The following is a 23,974-nucleotide window of genomic DNA, read 5'->3' on the forward strand; positions in this document are numbered from 1 at the left end:
GTTCAACCGGGACGGTTGCGCATCCAGTCCGCGGTATCGTAGAACGAATGCATCAGCCGTTCGCGCAGCGGCTCGTCCAGCCCGCTGTCCTCCATCGCCCAGGCGATGCAGCGCAGCCACTGGTCGCGCTCCGACGAGGCGATCGGGAACGGCAGGTGGCGCGCCCGCAGGCGCGGATGGCCGAAGCGGCTGATGTAGTGATCGGGGCCGCCCAGCCAGCCGCACAGGAACCAGAACAGCTTGTCGCGCGAACCGTCGAGCGTCGGCGGATGCAGCGCCCGGATGCCGGCGAATTCCGGTTCGAGATCCATCAGGTCGTAGAAACGGTCGACGAGATCGCGCACCCGCGCCTCGCCGCCCACGAGTTCGAACGCCGTCGGTTGCGACGGCGCGTCATCAATGACATCGGTCATACAGGATTCAGTGGCCCAAACGAAAAAGTCCCAACGATGCCGCGGCGCTCACGCGTCCCGCAGCGATTGCAGCGCCGGCCGCGCCAGCACGCTGCGCAGACTCAGCCAGCCGGCCGCGCCGGCGCACGCGACCCCCGCCAGCACGCCGGCCGGCACGAGCCACGGATTGAACACGAGCTGGAAATCGAACACGCGCGACGCGAGCACCCAGCCGATCGCCAGTGCGCCGACCGCCGCCATCGCGCCCGCCAGCACGCCCACCACGATGAACTCCGCACGCTGCACCGCCCCCACCTGCGCGCGCGACGCGCCGAGCGCGCGCAGCAGCGCCGCCTCGCGCACGCGTTCGTCGCGCGAGCCGGCAAGCGCGGTATACAGCACCAGCACCCCGGCCGCAAGCGTGAAGCCGAACAGGAACTGCACCGCGCCGATCACCTGCAGCAGGACGCGCTGCAATTGCGCGAGGATCGGCGCGACGTCGATCGCGGTCAGGCCCGGATACTGGGCGATCAGCCCGTCGAGCATCCGCTGCCGCTCGGGCGGCAGGTGGAAGCTCGTGATGTAGGTGGCCGGAAAATCGCGCAGCGCGGCGGGCGGCATCAACACGAAGAAGTTGACCTTGAACGACCCCCAGTCGAGCTTGCGCACGCTGGTCACCGGCGCGTCGACGGTGAGGCCCGTGACGTCGAAGCGCAGGCGATCGCCCGGCTTCACGCCGAGCGTCTTCGCCAGGCCGGCCTCGATCGAGATCTGCGGCGCGCTCGACGCGCCGTACCAGTCGCCCTCGGTGATCCGGTTGTCGTCCGGCAACGCCGTCGTGTACGACAGGTTGAATTCGCGGTCGACGAGACGGCGCGCGTCGGCGCTCGGGTAGTCGTCGGGATTGACCGGCTTGCCGTTCACCGCGACGAGCCGGCCGCGCACCATCGGCGCGAGCACCGGCGATGCGACGCCGTGCGACGCCAGATAGCGCGCGACCGGTGCGCGCTGGTCCGGCTGGATATCGATCAGGAACTGGTTCGGCGCATCGGGCGGCGTCGACTGCCGCCAGCCCGCGACGAGGTCGTTGCGCGTCACGGCGATCAGCAGCAGGCACATCAGGCCGAGCGCGAGCGCGGTGATCTGCAGCGCGCTCGCCGCGCCGCGCCGATGCAGCGACGCGAGCGCATAGCGCCAGCCGAGCCCGGTCGCCACCCGTCCGTCGCGCACCAGGCGCGCGGCGGCGAACAGCGCGAGCCGGGCGAGCAGCGCGAACACGACCAGCCCGCCGGCAAAACCGCCCGCGACGATCAGCCCCAGCTTCAGATTGCCGGCGGCGAGGATCAGCAGCGCGGCGAACAGCGCGACGCCGAATCCGTATCCGACCCACGCGGTACGCGCCGCGTCGCCGAACTCGCGGCGCAGCACGCGCACCGGCGGCACGCGGGTCAGCGGCACGAGCGGCGGCAGCGCGAAACCCAGCAGCAACACGAGCCCCGCCGCAATCCCCACCGCCGCGGGCCACGCCGACGGCAACGGCAGCGCGACGTCGATCAGGCTGCCGAGCGCCCCCAGCAGCGCCAGATGGCCCGCGTAGCCGAGCGCCGCGCCGAGCGTGCCGCCCGCGACACCGATCAGCATGAATTCGATCGCGAAGAGCGCGCCGAGCGTGCGGCGGCTCGCGCCGAGGCAGCGCATCGCCGCGCAGCCGTCGAGGTGGCGACGCATGTAGCGCTGCGCGGCCATTGCGATCGCCACGGCCGCGAGCAGCGCCGTCAGCAGCGCCACGAGCGTGAGGAAGTGGCGGGCGCGGTCGAGCGTCTGCCGCACCTGCGGCTGCCCTTCCTGCAGCGATTCGAGCGCGACGCCGCGCAGCTTGCCGCCGTCCGTCCGCTCGTGCGCGTACTGCGCGAAGCGGTCCACCGCGGCCTCGTCGCCGGCCACCAGCAGCCGGTAGGTGACGCGGCTGCCGTAGGTGATGAGTCCGGTCGAGGCCAGTTCGTCCTCGCGCAGCATCACGCGCGGCGAAAAATTGACGAAGGAGAAACCGCGATCGAGCTCGCGGGCGATCGCCCCGCTCACGGTGAAGGTGCGGCTGCCGATCCGCAGCGCGTCGCCGACCGTCAGGTGCAACGCGTCGAGCAGCGCGGGATCGGCCCAGACCGTGCCCGGCGCGGGAATCGCGTCGGCCTTGCGTGCCGGCGCATTCGCGCCGGATGCGATCTCGAGCGCGCCGCGCAGCGGGTAGCCGGGCGACACGGCCTTCACGGCCGCCAGCCGCGACGCGCCGTCCGCGCCCGTCGCGCCGACCATGCTCGGAAACACGGCGGTGGTCGCGGTGCGCAGACCCAGCGCGTGCGCGCGGCCTGCGAAGTCGCGATCGAGCGGCCGGTCGCCGCGCACGATGAAATCCGCGCCGATCATCTGGCGGGCGTCGCGCTCCAGCCCCTGGCGGAGCCGGTCGGCGAGGAAACCGACGCTCGTGAGCGCAGCGACGGCCAGCACCAGCGCGATGACAAGCAAGGTCAGCTCGCCCGCCCGCCAGTCGCGCATCGTCATGCGCCCCGCCTGCCGCAGCAGATCGCCCCAACCGAACCGCCGGCCGCGCCCGGCCGGCGTCACATCATGCTGCTGCGTCAATCGCGCTTGCTCCCGAATGAATTGAGGCGCGACACCATATGGTTCGCCATGCCCTTGAAACCGCCCGACACGCCGCGCCAGAGGCGCGGCAGCGCCCACACCGAGAACGCGACGAAGCCGATCATCAGCACGATGAACAGCAGCGGGACGAAGAAGGCGAGCGCCAGACCGCCCACCACCAAGCCGTCTTCGGTGGTGGAGGCGATCCAGTTCGAGATCGGTTCGGGGGACAGGTTGATCAGCGCGCGCGTGCCGGCCTTCGCGATGTGCGCGGAGCCGGCCAGCGTGCCGCCCGCAAGGCCCGCGACCGCGAGCATCGCCGGATCGGCGTGGCCGAGCGCCCCGGCGGCCAGCACCGCGCCGGCGGGAATCCGGATGAACGTATGGACCGCGTCCCAGAGCGAATCGAACGCGGGGATCTTGTCGGCGAGGAATTCGGTGACGGCGAGCACGGCGGCGGCGCCGATCACCCACGGCGACGTGAGCACGGCGAGCGTATCGGGCAGGTGGATGAGACCCGCGCGCGCGAGCAGGCCCGCGATCAGCACGGTCAGGTAGAGGCGCAGGCCGCTCGCCCATGCCAATCCCGCGCCGAGCGAAATGGCTTCAACCATGTGCCGCCTCCTTGCGCATTGCGCGCGGTTCGCCGAATCGCCCCGCTGCCAGCGAGCCGGGAGGCCGGGCTCGTGAAGCGGCCGGTCCCGCCCTTTCACGGATCACGCGACGGGACGGGACGATTCCAGTGGATTTCGCTTCATTATAGACGCGCACTCCCGCGAGCCGTTCGAAACGCGCGGCCGGAAACCGGCCGCGCGGCGCACTACGCCGGCCTAGCTGGCCGACGACAGCTTGAGGCCGATCAACCCGAAGACGATCAGCAGCGCGCTCGCGACCCGCGCGACCGTGACCGCCTCGCCCATCATCACGATCCCGAAGATGAACGCGCCGACCGCGCCGATGCCCGTCCACACCGCGTAGGCGGTGCCGAGCGGCAGCTGGCGCATCGCGATGGCGAGCAGGATGAAGCTGCCGAGCGCGGTGACGATCGTGAAGACGGAGGGGCCGAGGCGCGTGAAGCCCTCGGACGATTTCATCCCGGCCGCCCACGCGACTTCGAGCACACCGGCAATGAGGAGCAGAACCCAATGCATGAAGAGACTCCATTGGTCAGATGGGGCCGTCCCCGTTCGTACAATCGGCTCGAGGCCGTCCTCGAGCGGGGCTGAGTATAACAAGCGCCTTACATCGCCGCCGGAAGGAAACATATGACCTGGCGCGCGGCAAGGTTTAAGGTGTAAGCGCCGGGCCGCCGACGGATGCGGCGCGGCCCGGCGCGCGCGGCGGCTACTTCGGCGCGTTCTGGCCGCCGCGCTCCGCGATCGGCAGCCCTTGCGCATCGACCCGCACGCAGCGGTCGTCGCGGTACAGCGCCCACTCCTCGCACTCGCGCCCGTCCCGGAACACGCACATCCCGTACTGGCCGCGCGGGCTGTCGTGAATCACCGATTTGCCGCCGAGCTTCGCGCAGTTGACCGAAGCGGGATTCGCCATTCCGATCTTCGGCGCCGACGGCAGCGGCTGCGCCAGCGCCCCCGTCGCAAACACGCCGACGACGCAGCCGAACCAAAGACGAGCAAGCATGGATAGCTCCTTGTTCTGATTGTTGAGCGACCAGCATAAAGGAGAAATCCGCGCGGCGTCCGCTCGCCCTCCCCGCAGTGCGCGATTGCAACGCCGGGACGACCCGGCGGCACGCGAACGCCGCGGCTCGAGCGCCGCCGAAACACCGGCGGCCGAGCCGGGACCGTCACATGCCGCGCGCGGCGCGGACGCCGAACGGACAGCGGCCCGCCCGCTCAAAGCGCGCCGACCAGCCGGTAGCCGACACCCGTCTCGGTGACGATGTGCTCGGGCTGCGCGGGATCGTTCTCGAGCTTCTGGCGCAGGTGCGCCATATAGATCCGCAGGTAGTGGTGGCTTTCGACATGCGACGGGCCCCACACGTCGCGCAGCAACTGCCGGTGCGTGAGCACCCGCCCCGCGTGACGCACGAGCGTCGCGAGCAGCCGGTATTCGAGCGGCGTCAGGTGCACGGCCTCGCCGTCGCGCCACACCTGGCGCAGCGCGAGATCCACCGTCACCTTGCCGAACGTCACCTTCGGCGACTCGGCCGCGCCGCCCTGATTGCGGCGCCGCAGGTGCGCGCGGATCCGCGCGAGCAGTTCCGACACGCCGAACGGCTTGGTCAGGTAGTCGTCCGCGCCCGCATCGAGCGCCGCGACCTTCTCCTCTTCCTGCGTGCGGGCGGACAGCACGATCACCGGCATCTCCGACCAGCCGCGCAGTTCGCGGATCACGTCGAGCCCGTCGGTGTCGGGCAAGCCGAGATCGACGATCGCCAGATCGGGCTTGCGGGTCGCCGCCTCGATCAGGCCCTGCTTGCCGGTCTCGGCGTCGAACACCGCGATGCCCTCTTCCTCGAGCGCGGCGCGCACGAAGCGGCGAATCTGTTTTTCGTCCTCGATCAGGACGACGGTGAGAGTCGGTTCACTCATGGGTATCCGGATGATCGTTGTGGGCAGGGGCGCCCGGCGCAGGGGCGCCCGGCGCCTCGGAATCGGCCTCGTCGCTCGACGTGTCGGGTTCGGGCGGCGGCGTATCGACGGGCAGCGTGAACCAGAAGCGCGCGCCGGCGACCTTGCCGTCCGGCGTCAGGCGATTCTGCGCGCCGATCTTGCCGCCGTGCGCATCGACGATCGCGCGGCAGATCGCGAGCCCGAGCCCGATGCCGGGGGTCGCCGATTCTTTCTCGCCGCGGGTGAACTTCTCGAAGATGCGGGTTTCCATCCCGGCCGGCAAGCCGGGGCCGCGATCGTCGACGAACACGCGCACGAACGGCAGGCCGTCCTCGGTGACGCGTTCCGCGCCGATCTCGAGCGGCGAATCGAGCGGCGTGTACTTCGCCGCGTTCTCGAACAGGTTGGCGAACAGCCGCTCCATCAGCACGGCGTCCATCTGCAGCAGAGGCAGGTCGGACGGCAGCCGGACCTGCGCGGGGTGACGCGCGAGCACCCGCTTGCAGGCGGCGAGCGCCGCGCCGACGGTTTCCTCGAGCAGCGACCACTGGCGTTTCAGCTGCAGGCTGCCGGCCTGCAGCCGCGCCATGTCGAGCAGGTTGGTGACGATGCCCGTCATCCGCAGCGCTTCGTCGTGGATCGCCTCGACCAGCTCGTCCTCGCGGCCGGGGGCCGCGCCCGCGCCGCTGTCGCGCGCAACGGCCCGCACGTTCGCGAGCATCGACGACAGGCCGACGATCGCGGTCAGCGGCGTGCGCAGGTCATGCGAGATCGCGGACAGCAGCGAGTTGCGCAGCCGCTCCGACTCCATGTTGACGAGCGCGTCGCGCGCGATGTCGACGTAGTGGACCCGCTCGAGCGCCAGCGCGATCTGCGCGGCGAATGCGTCGAGCATGCGCTGCTGCTCCGGCACCTCCAGTTCGCGCGTCTCCTTCGTGACGACCGCGAGCACCCCGCGGGTACGCATCGGGGCCTTCAGCGGCAGATACAGCGCGACCGCCGCGGGCAGCGTGTCGGTGCCGTGCCCGGCCGGCTTCTGCTGGTCGTACACCCACTGGCCGACGTCGATGTCGAGCCCGGTGCCCGTCAGCGTCACGGTTTCGTCCGGGTCCTCGATCTTCTGCTGGACCTGATCGCCGCTGTCGGGCAGCAGCATCGCGACGCGCGCGCGGAACACCTCGGCCACGTGGCGGCTGCCGATCTCGACGATCTGCTCGGTGGTCAGCGCCGCCGCCAGCTCGCGCGCCATCGCGTACATCGCGCCGGTGCGGCGCTCGCGGCGCTGCGCGACGCTCGCCTCGCGGGTCAGGCTCGACGTCAGGTGGCTGATCACGAGCGACGTCAGCAGCATGCCGAAGAAGGTCAACAGGTACTGCGTGTCCGTCACCGAGAACGACATGCGCGGCGGCACGAAGAAATAGTCGAACGCGGCCACCGCCAGGAACGACAGCAGCACGCCCGGCCCGCGCCCGAGCCGCACCGCGGTGAACACGACGCCAAGCAGGTAGAGCATCACCAGGTTGGTCAGGTCGAGCCGGTCGTGCAGCAGGCTCGCAATGCCGGTGATCGCCGCGCAGATCGCCGCCGCATACGCATAGTTGCGCGGCGGCGAGCGATGACCGCCGAGGCTCGCGAACGCTTCGCGCCACGCGCTCGCGCCCGCGTCGGTCAGCGTCGCGCGCGGGTCGTCGCTCGCCGACGCGCGGATCAGCATCAGGTCGACGTCGCCCGCGCGCTCCGCGAGCCGTTCGCCGAACGGCCGCGCCAGCCGGCGGACCAGGCCGGTTTTCGTCGAGCCGCCCGCGACCACTTTCGACACGTTGCGGACCTGCGCATAGCCGATCAGCGCGGCCACCGCGTCGGCGCCCGCGAGCGTGGCCGTTTCGGCGCCCAGTTCGGTCGCGAGCCGCAGCGCGTCGAGCGTACGCTGCCGGACCGCGTCCGGCAGTCGCTGCAGGCGCGGCGTCTCGACGTACACCGCGATCCAGTCGGCCTTCAGGCTCGCGGCGAGCCGCGCCGCCGCACGCACCAGGGTCGGCGCCTCGGGACCGGGGCCGATGCATACCAGCAGCCGCTCGCGCGCCTGCCAGATCCGCTGGATCGAGCGGTCCGCGCGGTACTCGCGCATCTGCGCGTCGACGCGATCGGCGGTGCGGCGCAACGCCAGCTCGCGCAGCGCGATCAGGTTGCCCTTGCGGAAAAAGTTGCGCACGGCCCGTTCGGCCTGCTGCGCCATGTAGACCTTGCCGTCGCGCATCCGGCCGAGCAGCTCCTCGGCCGGCAGGTCGACCAGCGTGACTTCGTCGGCCGCGTCGAACACGCGGTCCGGCACGGTTTCCCACACGCGAATGCCGGTGATCGCGCCGACCACGTCGTTCAGGCTTTCGAGATGCTGGACGTTGACGGTCGTGTAGACGTCGATGCCCGCGTCGAGCAGTTCGTAGACGTCCTGCCAGCGCTTCAGGTGCCGCGCGCCCGGCACGTTCGAATGCGCCAGCTCGTCGACCAGGATCAGCGCCGGCTTGCGCGCGAGCGCCGCGTCGAGATCGAACTCGCCCAGCGGGCGACCCCGGTAGTCGATCTGCGTGAGCGGCAGCACGTCGAGCCCGTCGAGCAGCGCGGCGGTCTCGCCGCGGCCGTGCGTCTCGACGATGCCGACCAGCACGTCGACGCCGTCCTTGCGCCGCGCGCGCGCGGCCTGCAGCATCGCGTAGGTCTTGCCGACGCCCGCGGAGGCGCCGAAGAAGATCTTCAGCTGGCCGCGCTGCAGCTTTTCCTCCTCCCGCTGGAGCTTGTCGAGAAGTTGGTCGGGATCGGGGCGGTTCATGCGGGGGGAAAGTCTCCGGTTCGCGCGATGGAATGCATTGTCGTTCCAAATCGCCAAAAAGGGAAAGGCGGCGCCGAACCGGCGCCGCCTGCATGAGCGCGGACCTCGTCAAGCCGCCGGATCGCCCGGCGGCGCGGGCCGCTCAGTGCGCGGTCTGGGCCGCGTCGAGCGCCAGGTTCAGCTTCAGCACGTTGACGCGCGCTTCGCCGAGGATCCCGAACTGCCGCCCCGTCGTATTCTCGGCGACGATCCGGCGAACCTCCGGCGCCGGCAGCTTGCGCGCCTGCGCGACGCGCTCGACCTGGTAGTCGGCCGCAGCCGGGCTGATTTCCGGATCGAGGCCGCTCGCCGACGCGGTCACGAGATCGACCGGCACGGGCTTCGATATGTCGGTGCCCGCCGCCTTCAGCGCGTCGAGCCGGCCCTTCACCTGATCGGTCAGCGCGGGATTCAGCGGACCGAGGTTCGAGCCGCCCGAGCCGGTCGAGTTGTACGGCATCGGGCTGGTGGCCGACAGGCGGCCCCAGAAGTACTGCGGCGCGTCGAACTGCTGGCCGATCAGCGCCGAGCCCACTACCTTGCCCCCCTGCTCGATCAGGCTGCCGTTGGCTTGCGCCGGAAACACGGCCTGCCCGAACACGGTCATCACGGCCGGGTAAGCGAGGCCCGTCACGGCAACCAGCGCGACGAACACGACGATGAGCGGACGAAACATTGTTTTCATGACGATCTTCCTTTAAACCCAGCCGAAGGCGGCAAGCACGACGTCGATCAGCTTGATGCCGACGAACGGCACGAGAATCCCGCCCAGCCCGTACACCAGCAGATTGCGGCGCAGCAGCGACGCGGCGCCCAGCGCGCGGTAGCGCACGCCCTTCAGCGCGAGCGGAATCAGCATCACGATGATCAGCGCGTTGAAGATCACCGCCGACATGATCGCGGACGCCGGCGTCGCGAGATGCATGACGTTGAGCGCATTCAGCTGCGGATAGGTGGTGGCGAACGCGGCCGGGATGATCGCGAAGTACTTCGCGATGTCGTTCGCGATCGAGAACGTCGTCAGCGAGCCGCGCGTCATCAGCATCTGCTTGCCGATCTCGACGATTTCGATCAGCTTGGTCGGATTCGAATCGAGGTCGACCATGTTGCCGGCCTCCTTCGCCGCCTGCGTGCCGGTGTTCATCGCCACCGCGACGTCGGCCTGCGCGAGCGCCGGCGCGTCGTTGGTGCCGTCGCCCGTCATCGCGACGAGACGGCCCGCCGCCTGATGCTCCCGAATCGTCGCGAGCTTGGTTTCCGGCGTCGCTTCCGCGAGGAAGTCGTCGACGCCCGCCTCGGCGGCGATCGCGGCGGCGGTCAGGCGGTTGTCGCCCGTCACCATCACGGTCTTGATGCCCATCTTGCGCAGTTCGGCGAAGCGCTCCTTGATACCGCCCTTCACGATGTCCTTCAGCTCGATCACGCCGAGCACGCGCGCGGCGCCGTCGTGCAGATCCGCCACGACGAGCGGCGTGCTGCCGCGACGGGCGACGTCGTCGACCGACTTGCGCAGCTCGTCCGGGAAGCGGCCGCCGTGCGTCTCGGCATAGCGCTTGATCGCATCGGCCGCGCCCTTGCGGATCTCGCGGCCCGGCAGATCGACGCCGCTCATCCGCGTCTGCGCGGAGAAGCCGAGAAAGGTCGCGTGCAGCGAAGCCATGTCGCGCTGGCGGATGTTGAAACGCTCCTTCGCGAGCACGACGATGCTGCGGCCTTCCGGCGTTTCGTCGGCGAGCGACGAAAGCTGCGCCGCGTCGGCGAGCGCCTCTTCCGTCACGCCCGGCGCCGGGATGAACGTGGACGCCTGGCGGTTGCCGAGCGTGATCGTGCCGGTCTTGTCGAGCAGCAGCACGTCCACGTCGCCCGCGGCTTCCACCGCGCGCCCCGAGGTCGCGATCACGTTCGCCTGCATCATCCGGCTCATGCCGGCCACGCCGATCGCGGACAGCAGCCCGCCGATGGTGGTCGGGATCAGGCACACGAGCAGCGCGACGAGCGCGGTGATCGTCACCACGTGGCCGGCCTTCATCGCCTCGACCGAGAAGATCGAGAACGGCAGCAGCGTCGCGGTCGCGAGCAGCATCACGATCGTCAGCGCGACGAGCAGGATGGTCAGCGCGATCTCGTTCGGGGTCTTCTGGCGCTTCGCGCCTTCGACCATCGCGATCATCCGGTCGAGGAACGCCTCGCCGGGATTGGCGGTGACCTTCACGACGATCCAGTCGGACAGCACGCGGGTGCCGCCCGTGACCGACGAGAAGTCGCCGCCCGATTCGCGGATCACCGGCGCGGATTCGCCGGTGATCGCCGATTCGTCGACCGACGCGACGCCCTCGACCACCTCGCCGTCGGCGGGGATCGTGTCGCCCGCCTCGACGAGCACCACGTCGCCCTTCCTCAGATCGCTCGCGGTGGTGATGCGGATCGGCGATTTCGGATGCGGCTCATTGAGCTTCTTCGCCATCACGTCCTTCTTCGCACTGCGCAGCGAAGCGGCCTGCGCCTTCGAGCGGCCTTCGGCCAGCGCCTCGGCGAAGTTGGCGAACAGCACGGTGAACCACAGCCACAGCGTGACCGCCAGAATGAAGCCCGCGGGCGCCTCGGCCTGCCCCGTCAGCGCGGCGATCCAGAGGATCGTCGTCAGGATGCTGCCGACGTACACGCAGAACATGACCGGGTTCCGGAACTGCGTGCGCGGCGTGAGTTTTTTGAACGAATCCACGATCGCCGGGCGCACCAGCGCCGGGTCGAACATGGATCGCGTAGCGGAATGTTGATTCATTGCAATCCTCAGATGCGCTTTCTAGATGCGCGTGTCCGTTGTTTCCTGGTTCAGCCCGCTCATTGCCCGCCGACGAACATCATCAGATGTTCGACGCCCGGGCCGAGCGCGAGCGCCGGCACGTAGGTCAGCGCGCCGACCAGCAGCACCGAGCCGAGCAGCAGCACGACGAACAGCGGGCCGTGCGTCGGCATCGTGCCGCTCGTCGCGGCGATCCGCTTCTTGCCGGCCAGCGAACCGGCGATCGCGAGCACCGGGATGATCGTGCCGAAGCGGCCGAACCACATCGCGATCGCGGTCATCCAGTTGTAGAACGGCGTATTCACGGACAGGCCGGCGAACGCGCTGCCGTTGTTGTTCGCGGCGGAGCTGAACGCGTACAGGATTTCCGAGAAACCGTGCGGGCCGGGGTTCGCGATACCGGCGCGGCCGGCGTCCGAGAGCACCGCGATCGACGTGCCGACCAGCACCAGCAGCGGCGTGAGCAGCACCACGATCGATACCATCTTCATCTCGTAGGACTCGATCTTCTTGCCCACGTATTCGGGCGTGCGGCCGATCATCAGCCCCGCGACGAACACCGCGAGCAGCGCGAACACCAGCATGCCGTACAGGCCGGAGCCGACGCCGCCGAAAATCACCTCGCCCAGTTGCATCAGCAGCATCGGCACCAGGCCGCCGACCGGGGTCAGCGAATCGTGCATCGCGTCCACCGCGCCGCACGAGGCCGCCGTGGTCGCCACCGTGAAGATCCCGGACTGCGCGATGCCGAAGCGGGTTTCCTTGCCTTCCATGTTGCCGCCCGCCTGCAGCGCGCTCGCCGTCTGGTCGACGTGCAGCGCGGCCAGCACCGGGCTGCCGCCCTGCTCCGCGCTCACCTCGACGCCGACCGCCACCGCGAACGCGACCGTCATCGCGGTCAGCACCGCGACGCCCTGCCGGCGGTCGCCGATCACGTTGCCGAACACGAGACACAGCGCGGCCGGGATGATCAGGATCGAGAAGATCTGCAGGAAGTTCGAGAACGGCGTCGGGTTTTCGTACGGATGCGCCGAGTTGCCGTTGAAGAAGCCGCCGCCGTTGGTGCCGAGCATCTTGATCGCTTCCTGCGATGCAACCGGTCCCATCGCCAGCGTCTGCGCCTTCACGGCGGTCGGCACCGTCACCGGGTTGCCCTTCGCGTCCTTGACCGGGTTGCCCTGCGCGTCGAGCTTCGGCGCCGCGTAGGTGGTGGTCTGCAGAGCCGGGACGTCCTGGTACGCCTTCATGTTCTGAATCACGCCCTGGCTCATCAGGAGCGCGGCGATCACGGCCGCCATCGGTACCAGCACGTACAGCGTCACGCGCGTGATGTCGACCCAGAAGTTGCCGATGGTCTGCGCGGTGTGGCGCGCGAAACCGCGGATCAACGCCATCACGACGACGATCCCGGTCGCGGCCGACAGGAAGTTCTGCACGGTGAGGCCGAGCATCTGCGTCAGGTAGCTGACGGTCTGCTCCGGCGTGTAGTCCTGCCAGTTCGTGTTGCTGACGAAACTGACCGCGGTGTTGAACGCACCGTCGACCGTCATCGCCCCGAACTGCTGCGGATTGCCCGGCAGGAAACCCTGCAGGCGCAGCAGCGCATACAGGAACAGCACGCCGAGCACGTTGAACGCGATCGTCGCGAATGCGTATTGCTTCCAGGTCATTTCCGCTTGCGCGTCGACGCCCGCGATCCGGTACAGCGCGCGCTCGAGCGGCCCGAACACGCGCGTGACGACCGACGAGCCGTCCATCACGCGCGTCAGATAGCGCGCGACCGGCACCGCGGCCGCGATGAGGACGACGACGAACAGCAACGATTGAAAGAGGTTGTTCGCGTTCATTCGATGTCCTCCGCGCGCAGCAGCGCATAGACGAGATACGCGAACAACAGGGCGGTGGACCCCCCCGCCAACCACAGCATCCAGGTCATGAACGCCCCCCGCGACCATATTGCGCAAGCTTTTCGCAACCGGCGATCAGCGCAAAGATCAGTGCCGAAAACAGCACCAGACCGCCTACATACACCGCATCCATTTTTATGTTCTCCGTCTTGGGAATCAGACGGGTAGAACGTTATGGGAATGCGCGTAAAGGACAGGTCAAAGGTCGGACAAGGGGTATAAAAAACCCGTAAACATTGCCGTAAACGGCCAGGCGGCGCCCGCGCGCCGCCTGGTTGCGCGGCCGCCGGGCGGCCGCGGCGGGAGGTGCCGGGCGATCAGGGCACGAGGATCGTCGAGCCCGTCGTGCGGCGCGATTCCAGGTCGATATGCGCCTGCGCGACGTCCGCGAGCGGATAGCGCTGGCGGATGCTGGTCTTGACCTTGCCCGACTGGATCACGTCGAACAGTTCGCCCGCGCTGCGATCGAGGTCCTCGCGCTTCGCGATGTACGAGAACAGCGTCGGGCGCGTGAAGAACAGCGAGCCGCGCGACGAGAATTCCTTCGAGTCGATCGCCGGCAGCGGGCCGGACGCGTTGCCGAAGCTGACGAAGTAGCCGAGCGGCGCAAGACAGTCGAGCGAGCCGACGTAGGTGTCGTGGCCGATCGAATCGTAGACGACCGGCACGCCCGCGCCGTTCGTGATCTCCTTCACGCGCTGCGTGAAGTTCTCCCGCGTGTACACGATCGGGTGGTCGCAGCCGTGCGCCTTCGCCAGCTCGGCCTTGTCGTCGGAGCCGACCGTGCCGATCACCGTCGCGCCGAGCGCCTTCGCCCACTGGCAGACGAGCAGACCGACGCCGCCCGCGGCCGCGTGGATCAGGATCGTGTCGCCGGCCTTCACGGGATAGGTGCGGCGCAGCAGGTACTGCGCGGTCAGGCCCTGCAGCATCACCGATGCCGCGTCGTCGTAGCTGACGCCGTCCGGCAGCCTGACGACCTTGTCGGCGGGCAGCACGCGCTCCTGCGCGTACGCGCCCGGAGGCGGCGACACATAGGCGACCCGGTCGCCCGGCTTCAGCGCGCTCACGCCCTCGCCGACCGCCGTCACCTCGCCCGCCGCCTCCATGCCGAGCCCGCCCGGCAGCGGCTGCGGATAGAGCCCGGTGCGAAAGTAGACGTCGATATAGTTCAGCCCGACCGCATGCTGGCGGATCCGCACCTGGCCCGCCTGCGGCGCGCCCACCTCGACATCCACCCACTTCATCACTTCCGGACCGCCCGGCTGGTCGTATCGAATCGCCTTCGGCATGGTGTCGCTCCTTGGTATCGAGAAAAATCGGAATGAGGCGGCCGGAAAGCCGCGCCGCCCGATTCTCCCGCGTTGCGGCGATCCCTGCATCCCCCTTCGGGCAGCAGGGATTCCCGGCGGAGATTACGGCTGCACGGCCATCCTGCGCATCAGGTCGTCGAGCAGCATGCGCGCGGTCGCGACGTTGGTCGCGCACGGCACGTTGTGCACGTCGCACGCGCGCACCAGCGCGGTGATGTCGGGATCGTGCGGCTGCGCGGTCATCGGATCGCGCAGGAAGATGACGACGTCGACCCGCCCTTCCGCCAGCTCGGCGCCGATCTGCAAATCGCCGCCGAGCGGCCCCGACAGCTTGCGTTCGACTGCCAGGCCGTGCGCCTGCGCGATCCGCGCGCCGGTGGTGCCCGTCGCCACCAGCCGGCAGCGCGCGAGGGTCGACCGGTATTCGCCCGCGAGCGCGACGATCTCGTCTTTCTTCGCATCGTGCGAAATCAGGGCAATGCGGGGTGGGCTCATCGATCGATCCTGGTATCGGGGTTCGTCATCTGTCCGGGAGGTGGTAGGCCGCGGCGCCGGCCGCTCAGAACGTGCCGGGATAGGCGCCGCCGTCGAGCAGCCAGTTCTGGCCGGTGATGTAGCCGGCGTGGACGCTGCACAGGAACGCGCAGGCCGCGCCGAACTCGTCGGGCTCGCCGAGGCGCTTCGCGGGAATGTCCTGCACGCGCCGCGCGCGCAGTGCGTCGACGGTCGTGCCGCTCGCCCGCGCCGACGCGGCGAGCGTCGTCGCGATCCGGTCGGTGTCGAACAGGCCCGGCAGCAGGTTGTTGATCGTCACGTTGTGCTCCGCCACCTTGCGCGACAGCCCCGCGACGAAGCCCGTCAGCCCCGAGCGCGCGCCGTTCGACAGCGCAAGCACGTCGATCGGCGCCTTCACCGCCGAACTGGTGATGTTGACGATCCGGCCGAAGCGGCGCGCGATCATCCCGTCGACGGTGGCGCGGATCAGCTCGATCGGCGTCAGCATGTTCGCGTCGACCGCGCGGATCCAGTCGTCGCGCGAGAAATCGCGGAAGTCGCCGGGCGGCGGACCGCCCGCGTTCGTCACCAGGATGTCCGGCTGCGGGCACGCGGCCAGCGCGAGCGCGCGGCCCTCCGGCGTCGTGATGTCGCAGGCGACGGCCGTCACGTCGGCGCCCGTCGCCGCGCGGATCGCCTCGGCGGTCGCGTCGAGCGTCGCCTGCGTGCGCGCGACGATCACGAGCTTCACGCCCTCGGCCGCGAGCGCTTGCGCGCAGCCGCGCCCGAGACCCTTGCTGGCCGCGCATACCAGCGCGGTCCGTCCTGCGATGCCGAGATTCATCTGAACTGTTCCTTGGCCGGTGTCCGGCCGATCGTTGAAACACGGGCGCCCGACCGCTGCGCCGCACCGTCCGCCGGCGGCCGGCCCGAGGGATTGCGCCGCGCAATCCGGGCAGCGGCGCCGTCCGGATTGCGCCGAAACGTCGATAATATCCGGATAGCGGCGTCCATCTTCGGTAAACTTGCGGCCATGCCGCGCGCGAACGCGCCTCGACGCCGTCCGCCGCTCCCGAATCCTTTTTGCCGCCAGGCGCTTCGCCATGAAACAGGACAGCCGTTTCCCGAATCTCTTCATCCTCGATCACCCGCTCATCCAGCACAAGCTCACCCACATGCGCGACAAGGACACGTCGACGCGCACGTTCCGGGAGCTGCTGCGCGAAATCACGATGCTGATGGGCTACGAGATCACCCGCAATCTGCCGATCACGACGAAACGGGTCGAAACCCCGCTGGTCGAGATCGACGCGCCCGTGATCGCGGGCAAGAAGCTCGCGATCGTGCCCGTGCTGCGCGCGGGCATCGGGATGTCGGACGGATTGCTCGATCTGGTGCCGTCGGCACGGGTCGGCCACATCGGCGTGTACCGCGCGGACGATCACCGCCCGGTCGAATACCTAGTGCGCCTGCCCGACCTGGAGGACCGCGTGTTCATCCTGTGCGACCCGATGGTCGCGACCGGCTACTCGGCCGCGCACGCGGTGGACGTGCTGAAGCGCCGCAACGTGCCCGGCGGCAGCATCATGTTCCTCGCGCTGGTCGCCGCGCCGGAGGGCGTCCAGGTGTTCCAGGACGCGCATCCGGACGTGAAACTCTACGTCGCGTCGCTCGATTCGCACCTCGACGAGCACGCGTACATCATCCCGGGCCTCGGCGACGCCGGCGACCGCCTGTTCGGCACGAAAAACTGACACGCGGGCATCACGCGGCGGCGCGCGCTCGCCCGGGCGCGGCCCCGCCGCATGATAAAATCACGCTCCACTCAAAACGCGCGGCCCCAGGCGGATTCCGCCTGCAAACGGCCGGCGGACTCAACGACAGATGGCTAAAACGCTTGCGCGCGGTGCGCGCGGGCGACGGAGAAAGGTATGGCTGGTCATTCCAAATGGGCCAACATCAAGCATAAGAAGGCGGCTGCCGACGCGAAGCGCGGCAAGGTCTGGACCCGTCTCATCAAGGAAATCCAGGTCGCCGCGCGCCTCGGCGGCGGCGATGCGAACTCGAACCCGCGGCTGCGGCTCGCGGTCGACAAGGCCGCCGACGCGAACATGCCGAAGGACAACGTCAAGCGCGCGATCGATCGCGGCGCCGGCGGCGCCGACGGCGCGAACTACGAGGAAATCCGCTACGAAGGCTACGGCATCGGCGGCGCCGCGATCATCGTCGACACGATGACGGACAACCGGGTCCGCACGGTCGCCGAAGTGCGCCACGCGTTCTCGAAGTTCGGCGGCAACATGGGCACCGACGGGTCGGTCGCGTTCCTGTTCGATCACGTCGGCCAGTTCCTGTTCGCGCCGGGCACCTCCGAGGACGCGCTGATGGAAGCCGCGCTCGAAGCCGGCGCCGACGACGTGAGCACCAACGAGGACGGCAGCATCGAAGTGCTGTGCGACTGGCAGGCGTTCTCGCAGGTGAAGGACGCGCTCGAGGCCGCGGGCTTCAAGGCCGAACACGCCGAAGTGACGATGAAGCCGCAGAACGAAGTGGAATTCGGCGGCGACGATGCGGTGAAGATGCAGAAGCTCCTCGACGCGCTCGAAGACCTCGACGACGTGCAGGAGGTTTACACGAACGCCGTCATCGCCGGGGAATAAGCGTAGCGCCGCCGCGCGGGCCGCAAGGCGCGCGGCGGCCGGATCGATTTCGCGGCCGGCACGCCGGCCGCCCCAAATTCATAGTCTGCGGGGAATTCCCATGAAACTACTCGTCGTCGGCTCCGGCGGCCGCGAACATGCGCTCGCCTGGAAGCTTGCCCAGTCGCCGCGCGTCCAGCTCGTCTACGTCGCGCCCGGCAACGGCGGCACGGCGCAGGACGAGCGCCTGAAAAACGTCGATCTCACGTCGCTCGACGATCTCGCCGACTTCGCCGAGGCCGAGCAGGTCGCGTTCACGCTGGTCGGCCCGGAAGCGCCGCTCGCGGCGGGCATCGTCAACGTGTTCCGATCGCGCGGTCTGAAGGTGTTCGGCCCGACCCGCGAAGCCGCGCAGCTCGAAAGCTCGAAGGATTTCGCGAAGGCGTTCATGAAGCGCCACCACATCCCGACCGCCGACTACGAAACCTTCACGGATGCGGCCGCCGCGCACGCGTACATCGACGCGAAAGGCGCGCCGATCGTCGTGAAGGCGGACGGCCTCGCGGCCGGCAAGGGCGTCGTCGTCGCGATGAGCGCCGACGAGGCGCACGCGGCCGTCGACATGATGCTGTCCGGCAACAAGCTCGGCGACGCGGGGGCTCGCGTCGTGATCGAGGAATTCCTCGACGGCGAGGAAGCCAGCTTCATCGTGATGGTCGACGGCAAGAACGCGCTCGCGCTCGCGTCGAGCCAGGATCACAAGCGCCTGCTCGACGAGGATCGCGGCCCGAACACGGGCGGCATGGGCGCCTACTCCCCCGCGCCGATCGTCACGCCGCAGATGCATGCGCGCGTGATGCGCGAGGTCATCATGCCGACCGTGCGCGGCATGGAGAAGGACGGCATCCGCTTCACCGGTTTCCTATACGCGGGCCTGATGATCGACAAGGACGGCAATCCGCGCACGCTCGAATTCAACTGCCGGATGGGCGACCCCGAAACGCAGCCGATCATGGCGCGCCTGAAGAGCGATTTCTCGAAGGTCGTCGAACAGGCGATCGCGGGCACGCTCGACACGGTCGAACTCGACTGGGACCGCCGCACCGCGCTCGGCGTCGTGCTGGCCGCGCCCGGCTATCCGGACGCACCGCGCAAGGGCGACCGCATCAATGGCATCCCGGAAGAAACCGCGCACGCGGTCACGTTCCATGCGGGCACCACCTTCGACGGCGACAAGCTCGTCACGTCGGGCGGCCGCGTGCTGTGCGTGGTCGGCCTCGCCGACTCGGTGCGCGGCGCGCAGCAAGCCGCGTACGAGGCGATCAACCAGATCACCTTCGAAGGCATGCAGTACCGCCGCGACATCGGCTACCGCGCGCTCAGCCGCAAGCCAGCCTGACGCGGCCCCCGCGCGGGCCGGGTTCCCTCTCTTCTGCCGGGGTTCGATAGAATGCCCGGCAGAAGCTTTTTTTAACGGCGCCTCTCTAAAAAGGGCGCCATCCGTACCCCATGACCGATTCGACTTACGACGTGACCCGCGTGCGGGCCTATCTGCAGGGCCTGCAAACCCGCATCGCCGACGCGCTCGGCGCGTTCGACGGCCTGCCGCTCGCCACCGACGCATGGCAGCGCGGCCCGGGCGAGCGCCTGCGCGGCGGCGGCTGCACGCGGATCCTCGAAAACGGCCGGTTCTTCGAACGCGCGGGCATCGGCTTCTCGGACGTCGCGGGCGACGCGCTGCCCGCGTCCGCGAGCGCGGCGCGCCCGCAGCTGGCCGGGCGCGGCTTCGAAGCGCTCGGCGTGTCGCTCGTGCTGCATCCGCGCAATCCGCACTGTCCGACCGTGCATATGAACGTCCGGATGCTGGTCGCCACCAAGGACGGCGAGGCGCCGATCTTCTGGTTCGGCGGCGGCATCGATCTGACACCGATTTACGGCTACGAAGACGACGCGCGCCATTTCCACCGCGCGTGCCGCGCGGCGCTCGATCCGTTCGGCGCCGAACTGTATCCGCGCTTCAAGACCGGGTGCGACGAGTACTTCCTCCTCAAGCACCGCAACGAATCGCGCGGCATCGGCGGGATTTTCTTCGACGATTTTTCCGAGCCGGGCTTCGAGAAATCGTTCGAACTGATGCAAAGCGTCGGCGACGCGTTCCTGCCGTCGTATCTGCCGATCATCGAGCGCCGCCGCGATACGCCGTACGGCGAACGCGAACGTGAATTCCAGGCGTACCGGCGCGGCCGCTACGTCGAATTCAACCTGGTGTTCGACCGCGGCACGCTGTTCGGCCTGCAGAGCGGCGGGCGCACCGAATCGATCCTGATGTCGATGCCGCCGTCCGCGAACTGGCGCTACGACTGGCAGCCCGAGCCCGGTACGCCGGAAGCGCGCCTCTACAGCGATTTCCTCGTGCCGCGCGACTGGGCCTGAGCCCGGCGCGCCGACCGACCCGACCCAAGGACGTTCTTCTGAACACTTCCGCCCGCCTCGCCCCGCTGCCGCGCCGTATCGGCATCCTGGGCGGCACGTTCGATCCGATCCACGACGGACACCTCGCGCTCGCGCGCCGGTTCGCCGAGCTGCTGGCGCTCACCGAACTGGTGCTGCTGCCCGCCGGCCAGCCGTATCAGAAGCGCGACGTGTCGCCGGCCGGTCACCGCCTCGCGATGACCCGCGCCGCCGCCGCGTCGCTCGTGCTGCCCGGCGTCGACGTGACGGTCGCGACCGACGAGATCGAGCACGCCGGTCCCACCTATACGGTGGATACGCTCGAACGCTGGCGCGCGCGGATCGGCCCCGACGCGTCGCTCGCGCTGCTGATCGGCGCGGACCAGCTGGTGCGGCTCGATACATGGCGCGACTGGCCGAAGCTGTTCGCGCTCGCGCATGTCTGCGCGGCGACCCGTCCCGGCTTCGAGCTGACGACGGCGTCGTCCGCCGTCGCGCGTGAAGTCGCGCAGCGCCGGGCCACGCCCGACGTCCTGCAGGCGACCCCCGCGGGCCACCTGCTGATCGACACCGCGCTGTCGTTCGATATCGCCGCGACCGACATCCGCGCACACCTGCGCGAATGCATCGCGCGGCACGCACGGATGCCCGACGCATCCGCCGAACACGTTCCCGCCGCCGTGTGGGCCTATATTCTTCAACACCGTCTTTACCACCCCTGAATTCCATGGATATCCGCAAACTCCAGCGCGTGATCGTCGACGCCCTCGAAGACGTCAAGGCGCAAGACATCAAAGTATTCAACACGAGCCACCTGACCGAGCTGTTCGATCGCGTGATCGTCGCGTCCGGCACGTCGAACCGCCAGACCAAGGCGCTTGCGTCGAACGTGCGCGACAAGGTCAAGGAAGCGGGCGGCGACATCGTCAGCTCGGAAGGCGAGGACACCGGCGAATGGGTGCTGGTCGACTGCGGCGACGCGGTCGTGCACATCCTGCAGCCCGCGCTGCGCCAGTACTACAACCTCGAAGAGATCTGGGGCGACAAGCCGGTGCGCCTGAAGCTCGCGAACAACGCGGGCGCGTTCTCGGGCGCGCGCGCGAGCGAGCCGCTCGACGGCGAGGACGACGACGAAGCCGACGCGCCGGCCCGCCCCGCCCGCAAGACCCCCGCCCGCCGCCGTTGAACCCGGCGGCAAGCGGGTTCGCATGAAACTGCATATCCTGGCGGTCGGTCACAAGATGCCCGGCTGGATCGCATCCGGCTTCGACGAATACACGAAGCGGATGCCGCCCGAGCTGCGCATCGAATTGCGCGAGATCAAGCCCGAGCTGCGCTCGGGCGGCCGCAGCGCCGACAGCGTGATGGCCGCCGAGAAGCAGAAGATCGAGGCCGCGCTGCCCAAGCATGCGCGCATCGTCGCGCTCGACGAGCGGGGCCGCGACTGGACCACGATGCAGCTCGCGCAGGCACTGCCCGGCTGGCAGCAGGACGGCCGCGACGTCGCCTTCATCATCGGCGGCGCCGACGGACTCGATCCCGATCTGAAGGCCCGCGCCGATCTGCTGCTGCGCATCTCGAGCCTCACGCTGCCGCACGGCATGGTACGCGTGCTGCTTGCCGAACAGCTTTACCGCGCGTGGAGCATCACGCAGAATCACCCCTATCATCGCGCGTGACGCGTCGTCCTCTCGACGCGCCGCGCGCGCCAACCGAGAACCCGACGATGTCCGACCACGCCGCCGACACCCCCGCCTATCCGTTCGTCTACCTCGCATCGCAAAGCCCTCGCCGGCAAGCGTTGTTGCGCCAGCTCGGCGTGCGTTTCGAACTGCTGCTACCGCGCGCCGACGAGGATGCGGAAGCGCTCGAGGCCGAACAGCCCGGCGAGGCGGCCGACCACTACGTGCTGCGGGTCTGCGTCGCGAAGGCGGAAGCCGCGCGGGCCCGGCTGGTCGCGAGCGGCATGCACGCCGCGCCGGTGCTGGTCGCCGACACCACCGTGACGATCGACGGCGCGATCCTCGGCAAACCGGCCGACGCCGCCGATGCCCTGTCGATGCTGACGCGCCTCGCCGGCCGTTCGCACGAGGTACTGACCGCGCTCGCGGTCGTCGACGCGCGGGGCGAGCTGATGCCGCCTGCGCTGTCCCGGTCCACCGTGCGCTTCGCGGCGGCAACGCCCACCGCACTGCAACGCTACGTCGACAGCGGCGAACCGTTCGGCAAGGCGGGCGCATATGCGATCCAGGGCCGCGCGGCCGAATTCGTCGCGCAAATCGACGGTTCCCATTCAGGTATCATGGGTCTGCCCCTTTTTGAGACCGCCGCCTTGCTGCGCGCGGCGTACGTCTCCTTCTGAACCGCACCATGAACGAAGAAATCCTGATCAACATCACGCCGCAAGAAACGCGGGTCGCGCTCGTCCAGCAAGGCGCCGTGCAGGAGCTTCACGTCGAGCGCACGCTGTCGCGCGGACGGGTCGGCAACATCTATCTCGGCAAGGTCGTGCGCGTGCTGCCCGGCATGCAGTCGGCGTTCATCGACATCGGGCTGGAGCGTGCGGCCTTCCTGCACGTGGCCGACATCTGGCAGCCGAGGCTGCCCGGCGACGCGCAGAGCGCCACGCCGCACCAGCCGATCGAGAAGACGGTCTACGAAGGACAGACGCTGATGGTGCAGGTCATCAAGGACCCGATCGGCACCAAGGGCGCACGGCTGTCGACGCAGGCGAGCATCGCCGGGCGCACGCTGGTGTACTTGCCGCAGGAGCCGCACATCGGCATCTCGCAGAAGATCGAGAGCGAGGCCGAACGCGAGGCGGTGCGCGCGCGGCTGACCGCGGTGATCCCGGCCGAGGAGAAAGGCGGCTACATCGTGCGCACGATCGCCGAGGATGCGACCGGCGACGAGCTGGCCGCCGACGTCGCGTACCTGCGCAAGACCTGGGCGACGATCGTCGCGCAAGGGCAGCGGCTGCCGGCTACCAGCCTGCTCTATCAGGATCTCGATCTCGCGCAGCGGGTGCTGCGCGATTTCGCGAACGACGATACGACGCGCATCCAGGTGGATTCGCGCGAGACCTACCAGCGGCTCGCCGAATTCGCGGGCGCCTTCACGCCGGCCGTCAGCCCGAAGCTGCATCACTACACCGGCGAGCGGCCGCTGTTCGACCTGTACAACATCGAGGCGGAGATCCTGCGGGCCCTGTCGCGGCGCGTCGACCTGAAGTCGGGCGGCTACCTGATGATCGATCAGACCGAAGCGATGACGACGATCGACGTCAACACGGGCGGCTATGTCGGCGCACGCAACTTCGACGACACGATCTTCAAGACCAACCTCGAAGCCGCGCATACGATCGCGCGGCAACTGCGGCTGCGCAATCTCGGCGGGATCATCATCATCGATTTCATCGACATGGAGAATGCCGAGCACCGCGACGCGGTGCTGAGCGAGCTGAAGAAGGCGCTGTCGCGCGATCGCACGCGCGTGACGGTGAACACCTTCTCGCAGCTGGGTCTCGTCGAGATGACCCGCAAGCGTACCCGCGAATCGCTCGCGCACGTGCTGTGCGAGCCCTGCCCGACCTGCCAGGGCAAGGGTCAGGTGAAAACGCCGCGCACCGTGTGCTACGACGTGCTGCGCGAGATCCTGCGCGAGTCGCGCCAGTTCAACCCGCGCGAGTTCCGGGTCATCGCGTCGCAGCAGGTGATCGACCTGTTCCTCGACGAGGAATCGCAGCATCTGGCGATGTTGATCGACTTCATCGGCAAGCCGGTGTCGTTGCAGGTGGAATCGAATCTGAGTCAGGAGCAGTACGATATCGTGCTGATGTAGCTAGCGTTTGCTGCGCGCTTCCCCACTCCGCTACACGACCGCAGATCGTTAT

At 68.9% G+C, this 23,974-nt stretch carries 23 protein-coding genes; 9 read left to right on the plus strand and 14 right to left on the minus strand.

Annotated features, from left to right (window positions below; genetic code table 11):
• Window positions 1-2: 2 nt before the first annotated feature.
• The 14 genes from RZR99_RS20655 to RZR99_RS20720 all read right to left on the minus strand — a co-directional run bounded on the left by RZR99_RS20655 (window position 3) and on the right by RZR99_RS20720 (window position 15,836).
• Window positions 3-413, minus strand: a complete 411-nt coding sequence (locus RZR99_RS20655) for a group II truncated hemoglobin (protein ID WP_323121634.1) — start codon at window positions 411-413, stop codon at window positions 3-5.
• Window positions 414-461: 48 nt separating this feature from the next.
• Window positions 462-3,014, minus strand: a complete 2,553-nt coding sequence (locus tag RZR99_RS20660) for an ABC transporter permease (RefSeq protein ID WP_323121713.1) — start codon at window positions 3,012-3,014, stop codon at window positions 462-464.
• 14 nt (window positions 3,015-3,028) lie between these two features.
• Window positions 3,029-3,646 carry a DUF4126 domain-containing protein gene (locus RZR99_RS20665; protein ID WP_323121635.1) on the minus strand — a complete coding sequence of 206 codons (618 nt, stop codon included), beginning with the start codon at window positions 3,644-3,646 and terminating at the stop codon, window positions 3,029-3,031.
• A 216-nt stretch (window positions 3,647-3,862) separates the two neighbouring features.
• Window positions 3,863-4,183 carry a quaternary ammonium compound efflux SMR transporter SugE gene (gene sugE, locus RZR99_RS20670; protein ID WP_323121636.1) on the minus strand — a complete coding sequence of 107 codons (321 nt, stop codon included), beginning with the start codon at window positions 4,181-4,183 and terminating at the stop codon, window positions 3,863-3,865.
• A gap of 193 nt (window positions 4,184-4,376) precedes the next feature.
• Complete coding sequence (locus tag RZR99_RS20675; protein ID WP_323121637.1) at window positions 4,377-4,673, minus strand: putative hemolysin; 297 nt, start codon at window positions 4,671-4,673, stop codon at window positions 4,377-4,379.
• A gap of 215 nt (window positions 4,674-4,888) precedes the next feature.
• Window positions 4,889-5,587 (minus strand): two-component system response regulator KdpE, encoded by a 699-nt coding sequence (gene kdpE, locus RZR99_RS20680; RefSeq protein ID WP_323121638.1) that lies wholly within the window; start codon window positions 5,585-5,587, stop codon window positions 4,889-4,891.
• Window positions 5,580-8,435 (minus strand): sensor histidine kinase KdpD, encoded by a 2,856-nt coding sequence (locus RZR99_RS20685; RefSeq protein ID WP_323121639.1) that lies wholly within the window; start codon window positions 8,433-8,435, stop codon window positions 5,580-5,582. The genes kdpE and RZR99_RS20685 overlap by 8 nt, the downstream gene beginning before the upstream one ends.
• A 142-nt stretch (window positions 8,436-8,577) precedes the next feature.
• Window positions 8,578-9,159 carry a potassium-transporting ATPase subunit KdpC gene (gene kdpC / locus RZR99_RS20690; RefSeq protein ID WP_323121640.1) on the minus strand — a complete coding sequence of 194 codons (582 nt, stop codon included), beginning with the start codon at window positions 9,157-9,159 and terminating at the stop codon, window positions 8,578-8,580.
• Between the two features lie 12 nt (window positions 9,160-9,171).
• Entirely contained in the window at window positions 9,172-11,256 is a 2,085-nt protein-coding gene (gene kdpB / locus RZR99_RS20695; protein WP_323121641.1) for a potassium-transporting ATPase subunit KdpB, read from the minus strand.
• Window positions 11,257-11,315: 59 nt separating this feature from the next.
• Window positions 11,316-13,124 carry a potassium-transporting ATPase subunit KdpA gene (gene kdpA, locus RZR99_RS20700; protein WP_323121642.1) on the minus strand — a complete coding sequence of 603 codons (1,809 nt, stop codon included), beginning with the start codon at window positions 13,122-13,124 and terminating at the stop codon, window positions 11,316-11,318.
• Window positions 13,121-13,213 carry a potassium-transporting ATPase subunit F gene (locus RZR99_RS20705; RefSeq protein WP_323121643.1) on the minus strand — a complete coding sequence of 31 codons (93 nt, stop codon included), beginning with the start codon at window positions 13,211-13,213 and terminating at the stop codon, window positions 13,121-13,123. Before RZR99_RS20705 ends, kdpA begins: the two co-directional genes overlap by 4 nt.
• 288 nt (window positions 13,214-13,501) lie before the next feature.
• Entirely contained in the window at window positions 13,502-14,476 is a 975-nt protein-coding gene (locus RZR99_RS20710) for a quinone oxidoreductase family protein (RefSeq protein WP_323121644.1), read from the minus strand.
• Window positions 14,477-14,599: 123 nt separating this feature from the next.
• Window positions 14,600-14,992, minus strand: coding sequence for a methylglyoxal synthase (locus RZR99_RS20715; protein WP_323121645.1), 393 nt, complete (start codon window positions 14,990-14,992; stop codon window positions 14,600-14,602).
• 64 nt (window positions 14,993-15,056) lie between these two features.
• Window positions 15,057-15,836 carry an SDR family oxidoreductase gene (locus RZR99_RS20720; protein ID WP_323121646.1) on the minus strand — a complete coding sequence of 260 codons (780 nt, stop codon included), beginning with the start codon at window positions 15,834-15,836 and terminating at the stop codon, window positions 15,057-15,059.
• 259 nt (window positions 15,837-16,095) lie between these two features.
• Between RZR99_RS20720 and upp the strand changes: the two genes are divergently transcribed.
• From upp to rng, 9 genes are all read left to right on the plus strand, one after another.
• A complete protein-coding gene (upp, locus tag RZR99_RS20725; RefSeq protein WP_323121647.1) occupies window positions 16,096-16,746 on the plus strand; it encodes a uracil phosphoribosyltransferase in 651 nt (216 codons plus the stop codon).
• A gap of 177 nt (window positions 16,747-16,923) precedes the next feature.
• Window positions 16,924-17,652, plus strand: a complete 729-nt coding sequence (locus RZR99_RS20730) for a YebC/PmpR family DNA-binding transcriptional regulator (protein ID WP_323121648.1) — start codon at window positions 16,924-16,926, stop codon at window positions 17,650-17,652.
• A gap of 100 nt (window positions 17,653-17,752) precedes the next feature.
• Window positions 17,753-19,030: a phosphoribosylamine--glycine ligase gene (gene purD / locus RZR99_RS20735; RefSeq protein ID WP_323121649.1), complete on the plus strand. Its 1,278-nt coding sequence runs from the start codon at window positions 17,753-17,755 to the stop codon at window positions 19,028-19,030.
• 110 nt (window positions 19,031-19,140) lie between these two features.
• Window positions 19,141-20,064, plus strand: a complete 924-nt coding sequence (gene hemF / locus RZR99_RS20740; RefSeq protein WP_323121650.1) for an oxygen-dependent coproporphyrinogen oxidase — start codon at window positions 19,141-19,143, stop codon at window positions 20,062-20,064.
• Complete coding sequence (locus RZR99_RS20745; RefSeq protein ID WP_407655484.1) at window positions 20,055-20,804, plus strand: nicotinate-nucleotide adenylyltransferase; 750 nt, start codon at window positions 20,055-20,057, stop codon at window positions 20,802-20,804. The genes hemF and RZR99_RS20745 overlap by 10 nt, the downstream gene beginning before the upstream one ends.
• A gap of 5 nt (window positions 20,805-20,809) precedes the next feature.
• Window positions 20,810-21,268, plus strand: coding sequence for a ribosome silencing factor (gene rsfS, locus RZR99_RS20750; protein ID WP_323121651.1), 459 nt, complete (start codon window positions 20,810-20,812; stop codon window positions 21,266-21,268).
• A gap of 22 nt (window positions 21,269-21,290) precedes the next feature.
• On the plus strand, window positions 21,291-21,761 hold the full coding sequence (gene rlmH, locus RZR99_RS20755; protein ID WP_323121652.1) for a 23S rRNA (pseudouridine(1915)-N(3))-methyltransferase RlmH: 471 nt from the start codon (window positions 21,291-21,293) through the stop codon (window positions 21,759-21,761).
• Between the two features lie 47 nt (window positions 21,762-21,808).
• Window positions 21,809-22,444, plus strand: coding sequence for a Maf family protein (locus RZR99_RS20760; protein ID WP_323121653.1), 636 nt, complete (start codon window positions 21,809-21,811; stop codon window positions 22,442-22,444).
• An 8-nt stretch (window positions 22,445-22,452) separates the two neighbouring features.
• Window positions 22,453-23,922, plus strand: a complete 1,470-nt coding sequence (rng, locus tag RZR99_RS20765) for a ribonuclease G (RefSeq protein WP_323121654.1) — start codon at window positions 22,453-22,455, stop codon at window positions 23,920-23,922.
• Window positions 23,923-23,974 lie beyond the last annotated feature (52 nt).

The organism is Burkholderia alba, from assembly GCF_034721475.1.
Classification (GTDB): domain Bacteria; phylum Pseudomonadota; class Gammaproteobacteria; order Burkholderiales; family Burkholderiaceae; genus Burkholderia; species Burkholderia alba.

Coding starts and splice junctions, on each gene's coding strand:
- RZR99_RS20705 (WP_323121643.1), bottom strand. CDS start 13,213: ATGACCTGGATGCTGTGGTTGGCGGGGGGGTCCACCGCCCTGTTGTTC.
- sugE (WP_323121636.1), bottom strand. CDS start 4,183: ATGCATTGGGTTCTGCTCCTCATTGCCGGTGTGCTCGAAGTCGCGTGG.
- RZR99_RS20665 (WP_323121635.1), bottom strand. CDS start 3,646: ATGGTTGAAGCCATTTCGCTCGGCGCGGGATTGGCATGGGCGAGCGGC.
- hemF (WP_323121650.1), top strand. CDS start 19,141: ATGACCGATTCGACTTACGACGTGACCCGCGTGCGGGCCTATCTGCAG.
- kdpB (WP_323121641.1), bottom strand. CDS start 11,256: ATGAATCAACATTCCGCTACGCGATCCATGTTCGACCCGGCGCTGGTG.
- rlmH (WP_323121652.1), top strand. CDS start 21,291: ATGAAACTGCATATCCTGGCGGTCGGTCACAAGATGCCCGGCTGGATC.
- purD (WP_323121649.1), top strand. CDS start 17,753: ATGAAACTACTCGTCGTCGGCTCCGGCGGCCGCGAACATGCGCTCGCC.
- rng (WP_323121654.1), top strand. CDS start 22,453: ATGAACGAAGAAATCCTGATCAACATCACGCCGCAAGAAACGCGGGTC.
- RZR99_RS20675 (WP_323121637.1), bottom strand. CDS start 4,673: ATGCTTGCTCGTCTTTGGTTCGGCTGCGTCGTCGGCGTGTTTGCGACG.
- RZR99_RS20655 (WP_323121634.1), bottom strand. CDS start 413: ATGACCGATGTCATTGATGACGCGCCGTCGCAACCGACGGCGTTCGAA.
- kdpE (WP_323121638.1), bottom strand. CDS start 5,587: ATGAGTGAACCGACTCTCACCGTCGTCCTGATCGAGGACGAAAAACAG.
- RZR99_RS20760 (WP_323121653.1), top strand. CDS start 21,809: ATGTCCGACCACGCCGCCGACACCCCCGCCTATCCGTTCGTCTACCTC.
- rsfS (WP_323121651.1), top strand. CDS start 20,810: ATGGATATCCGCAAACTCCAGCGCGTGATCGTCGACGCCCTCGAAGAC.
- RZR99_RS20685 (WP_323121639.1), bottom strand. CDS start 8,435: ATGAACCGCCCCGATCCCGACCAACTTCTCGACAAGCTCCAGCGGGAG.
- upp (WP_323121647.1), top strand. CDS start 16,096: ATGAAACAGGACAGCCGTTTCCCGAATCTCTTCATCCTCGATCACCCG.
- kdpA (WP_323121642.1), bottom strand. CDS start 13,124: ATGAACGCGAACAACCTCTTTCAATCGTTGCTGTTCGTCGTCGTCCTC.
- RZR99_RS20720 (WP_323121646.1), bottom strand. CDS start 15,836: ATGAATCTCGGCATCGCAGGACGGACCGCGCTGGTATGCGCGGCCAGC.
- kdpC (WP_323121640.1), bottom strand. CDS start 9,159: ATGAAAACAATGTTTCGTCCGCTCATCGTCGTGTTCGTCGCGCTGGTT.
- RZR99_RS20715 (WP_323121645.1), bottom strand. CDS start 14,992: ATGAGCCCACCCCGCATTGCCCTGATTTCGCACGATGCGAAGAAAGAC.
- RZR99_RS20730 (WP_323121648.1), top strand. CDS start 16,924: ATGGCTGGTCATTCCAAATGGGCCAACATCAAGCATAAGAAGGCGGCT.
- RZR99_RS20710 (WP_323121644.1), bottom strand. CDS start 14,476: ATGCCGAAGGCGATTCGATACGACCAGCCGGGCGGTCCGGAAGTGATG.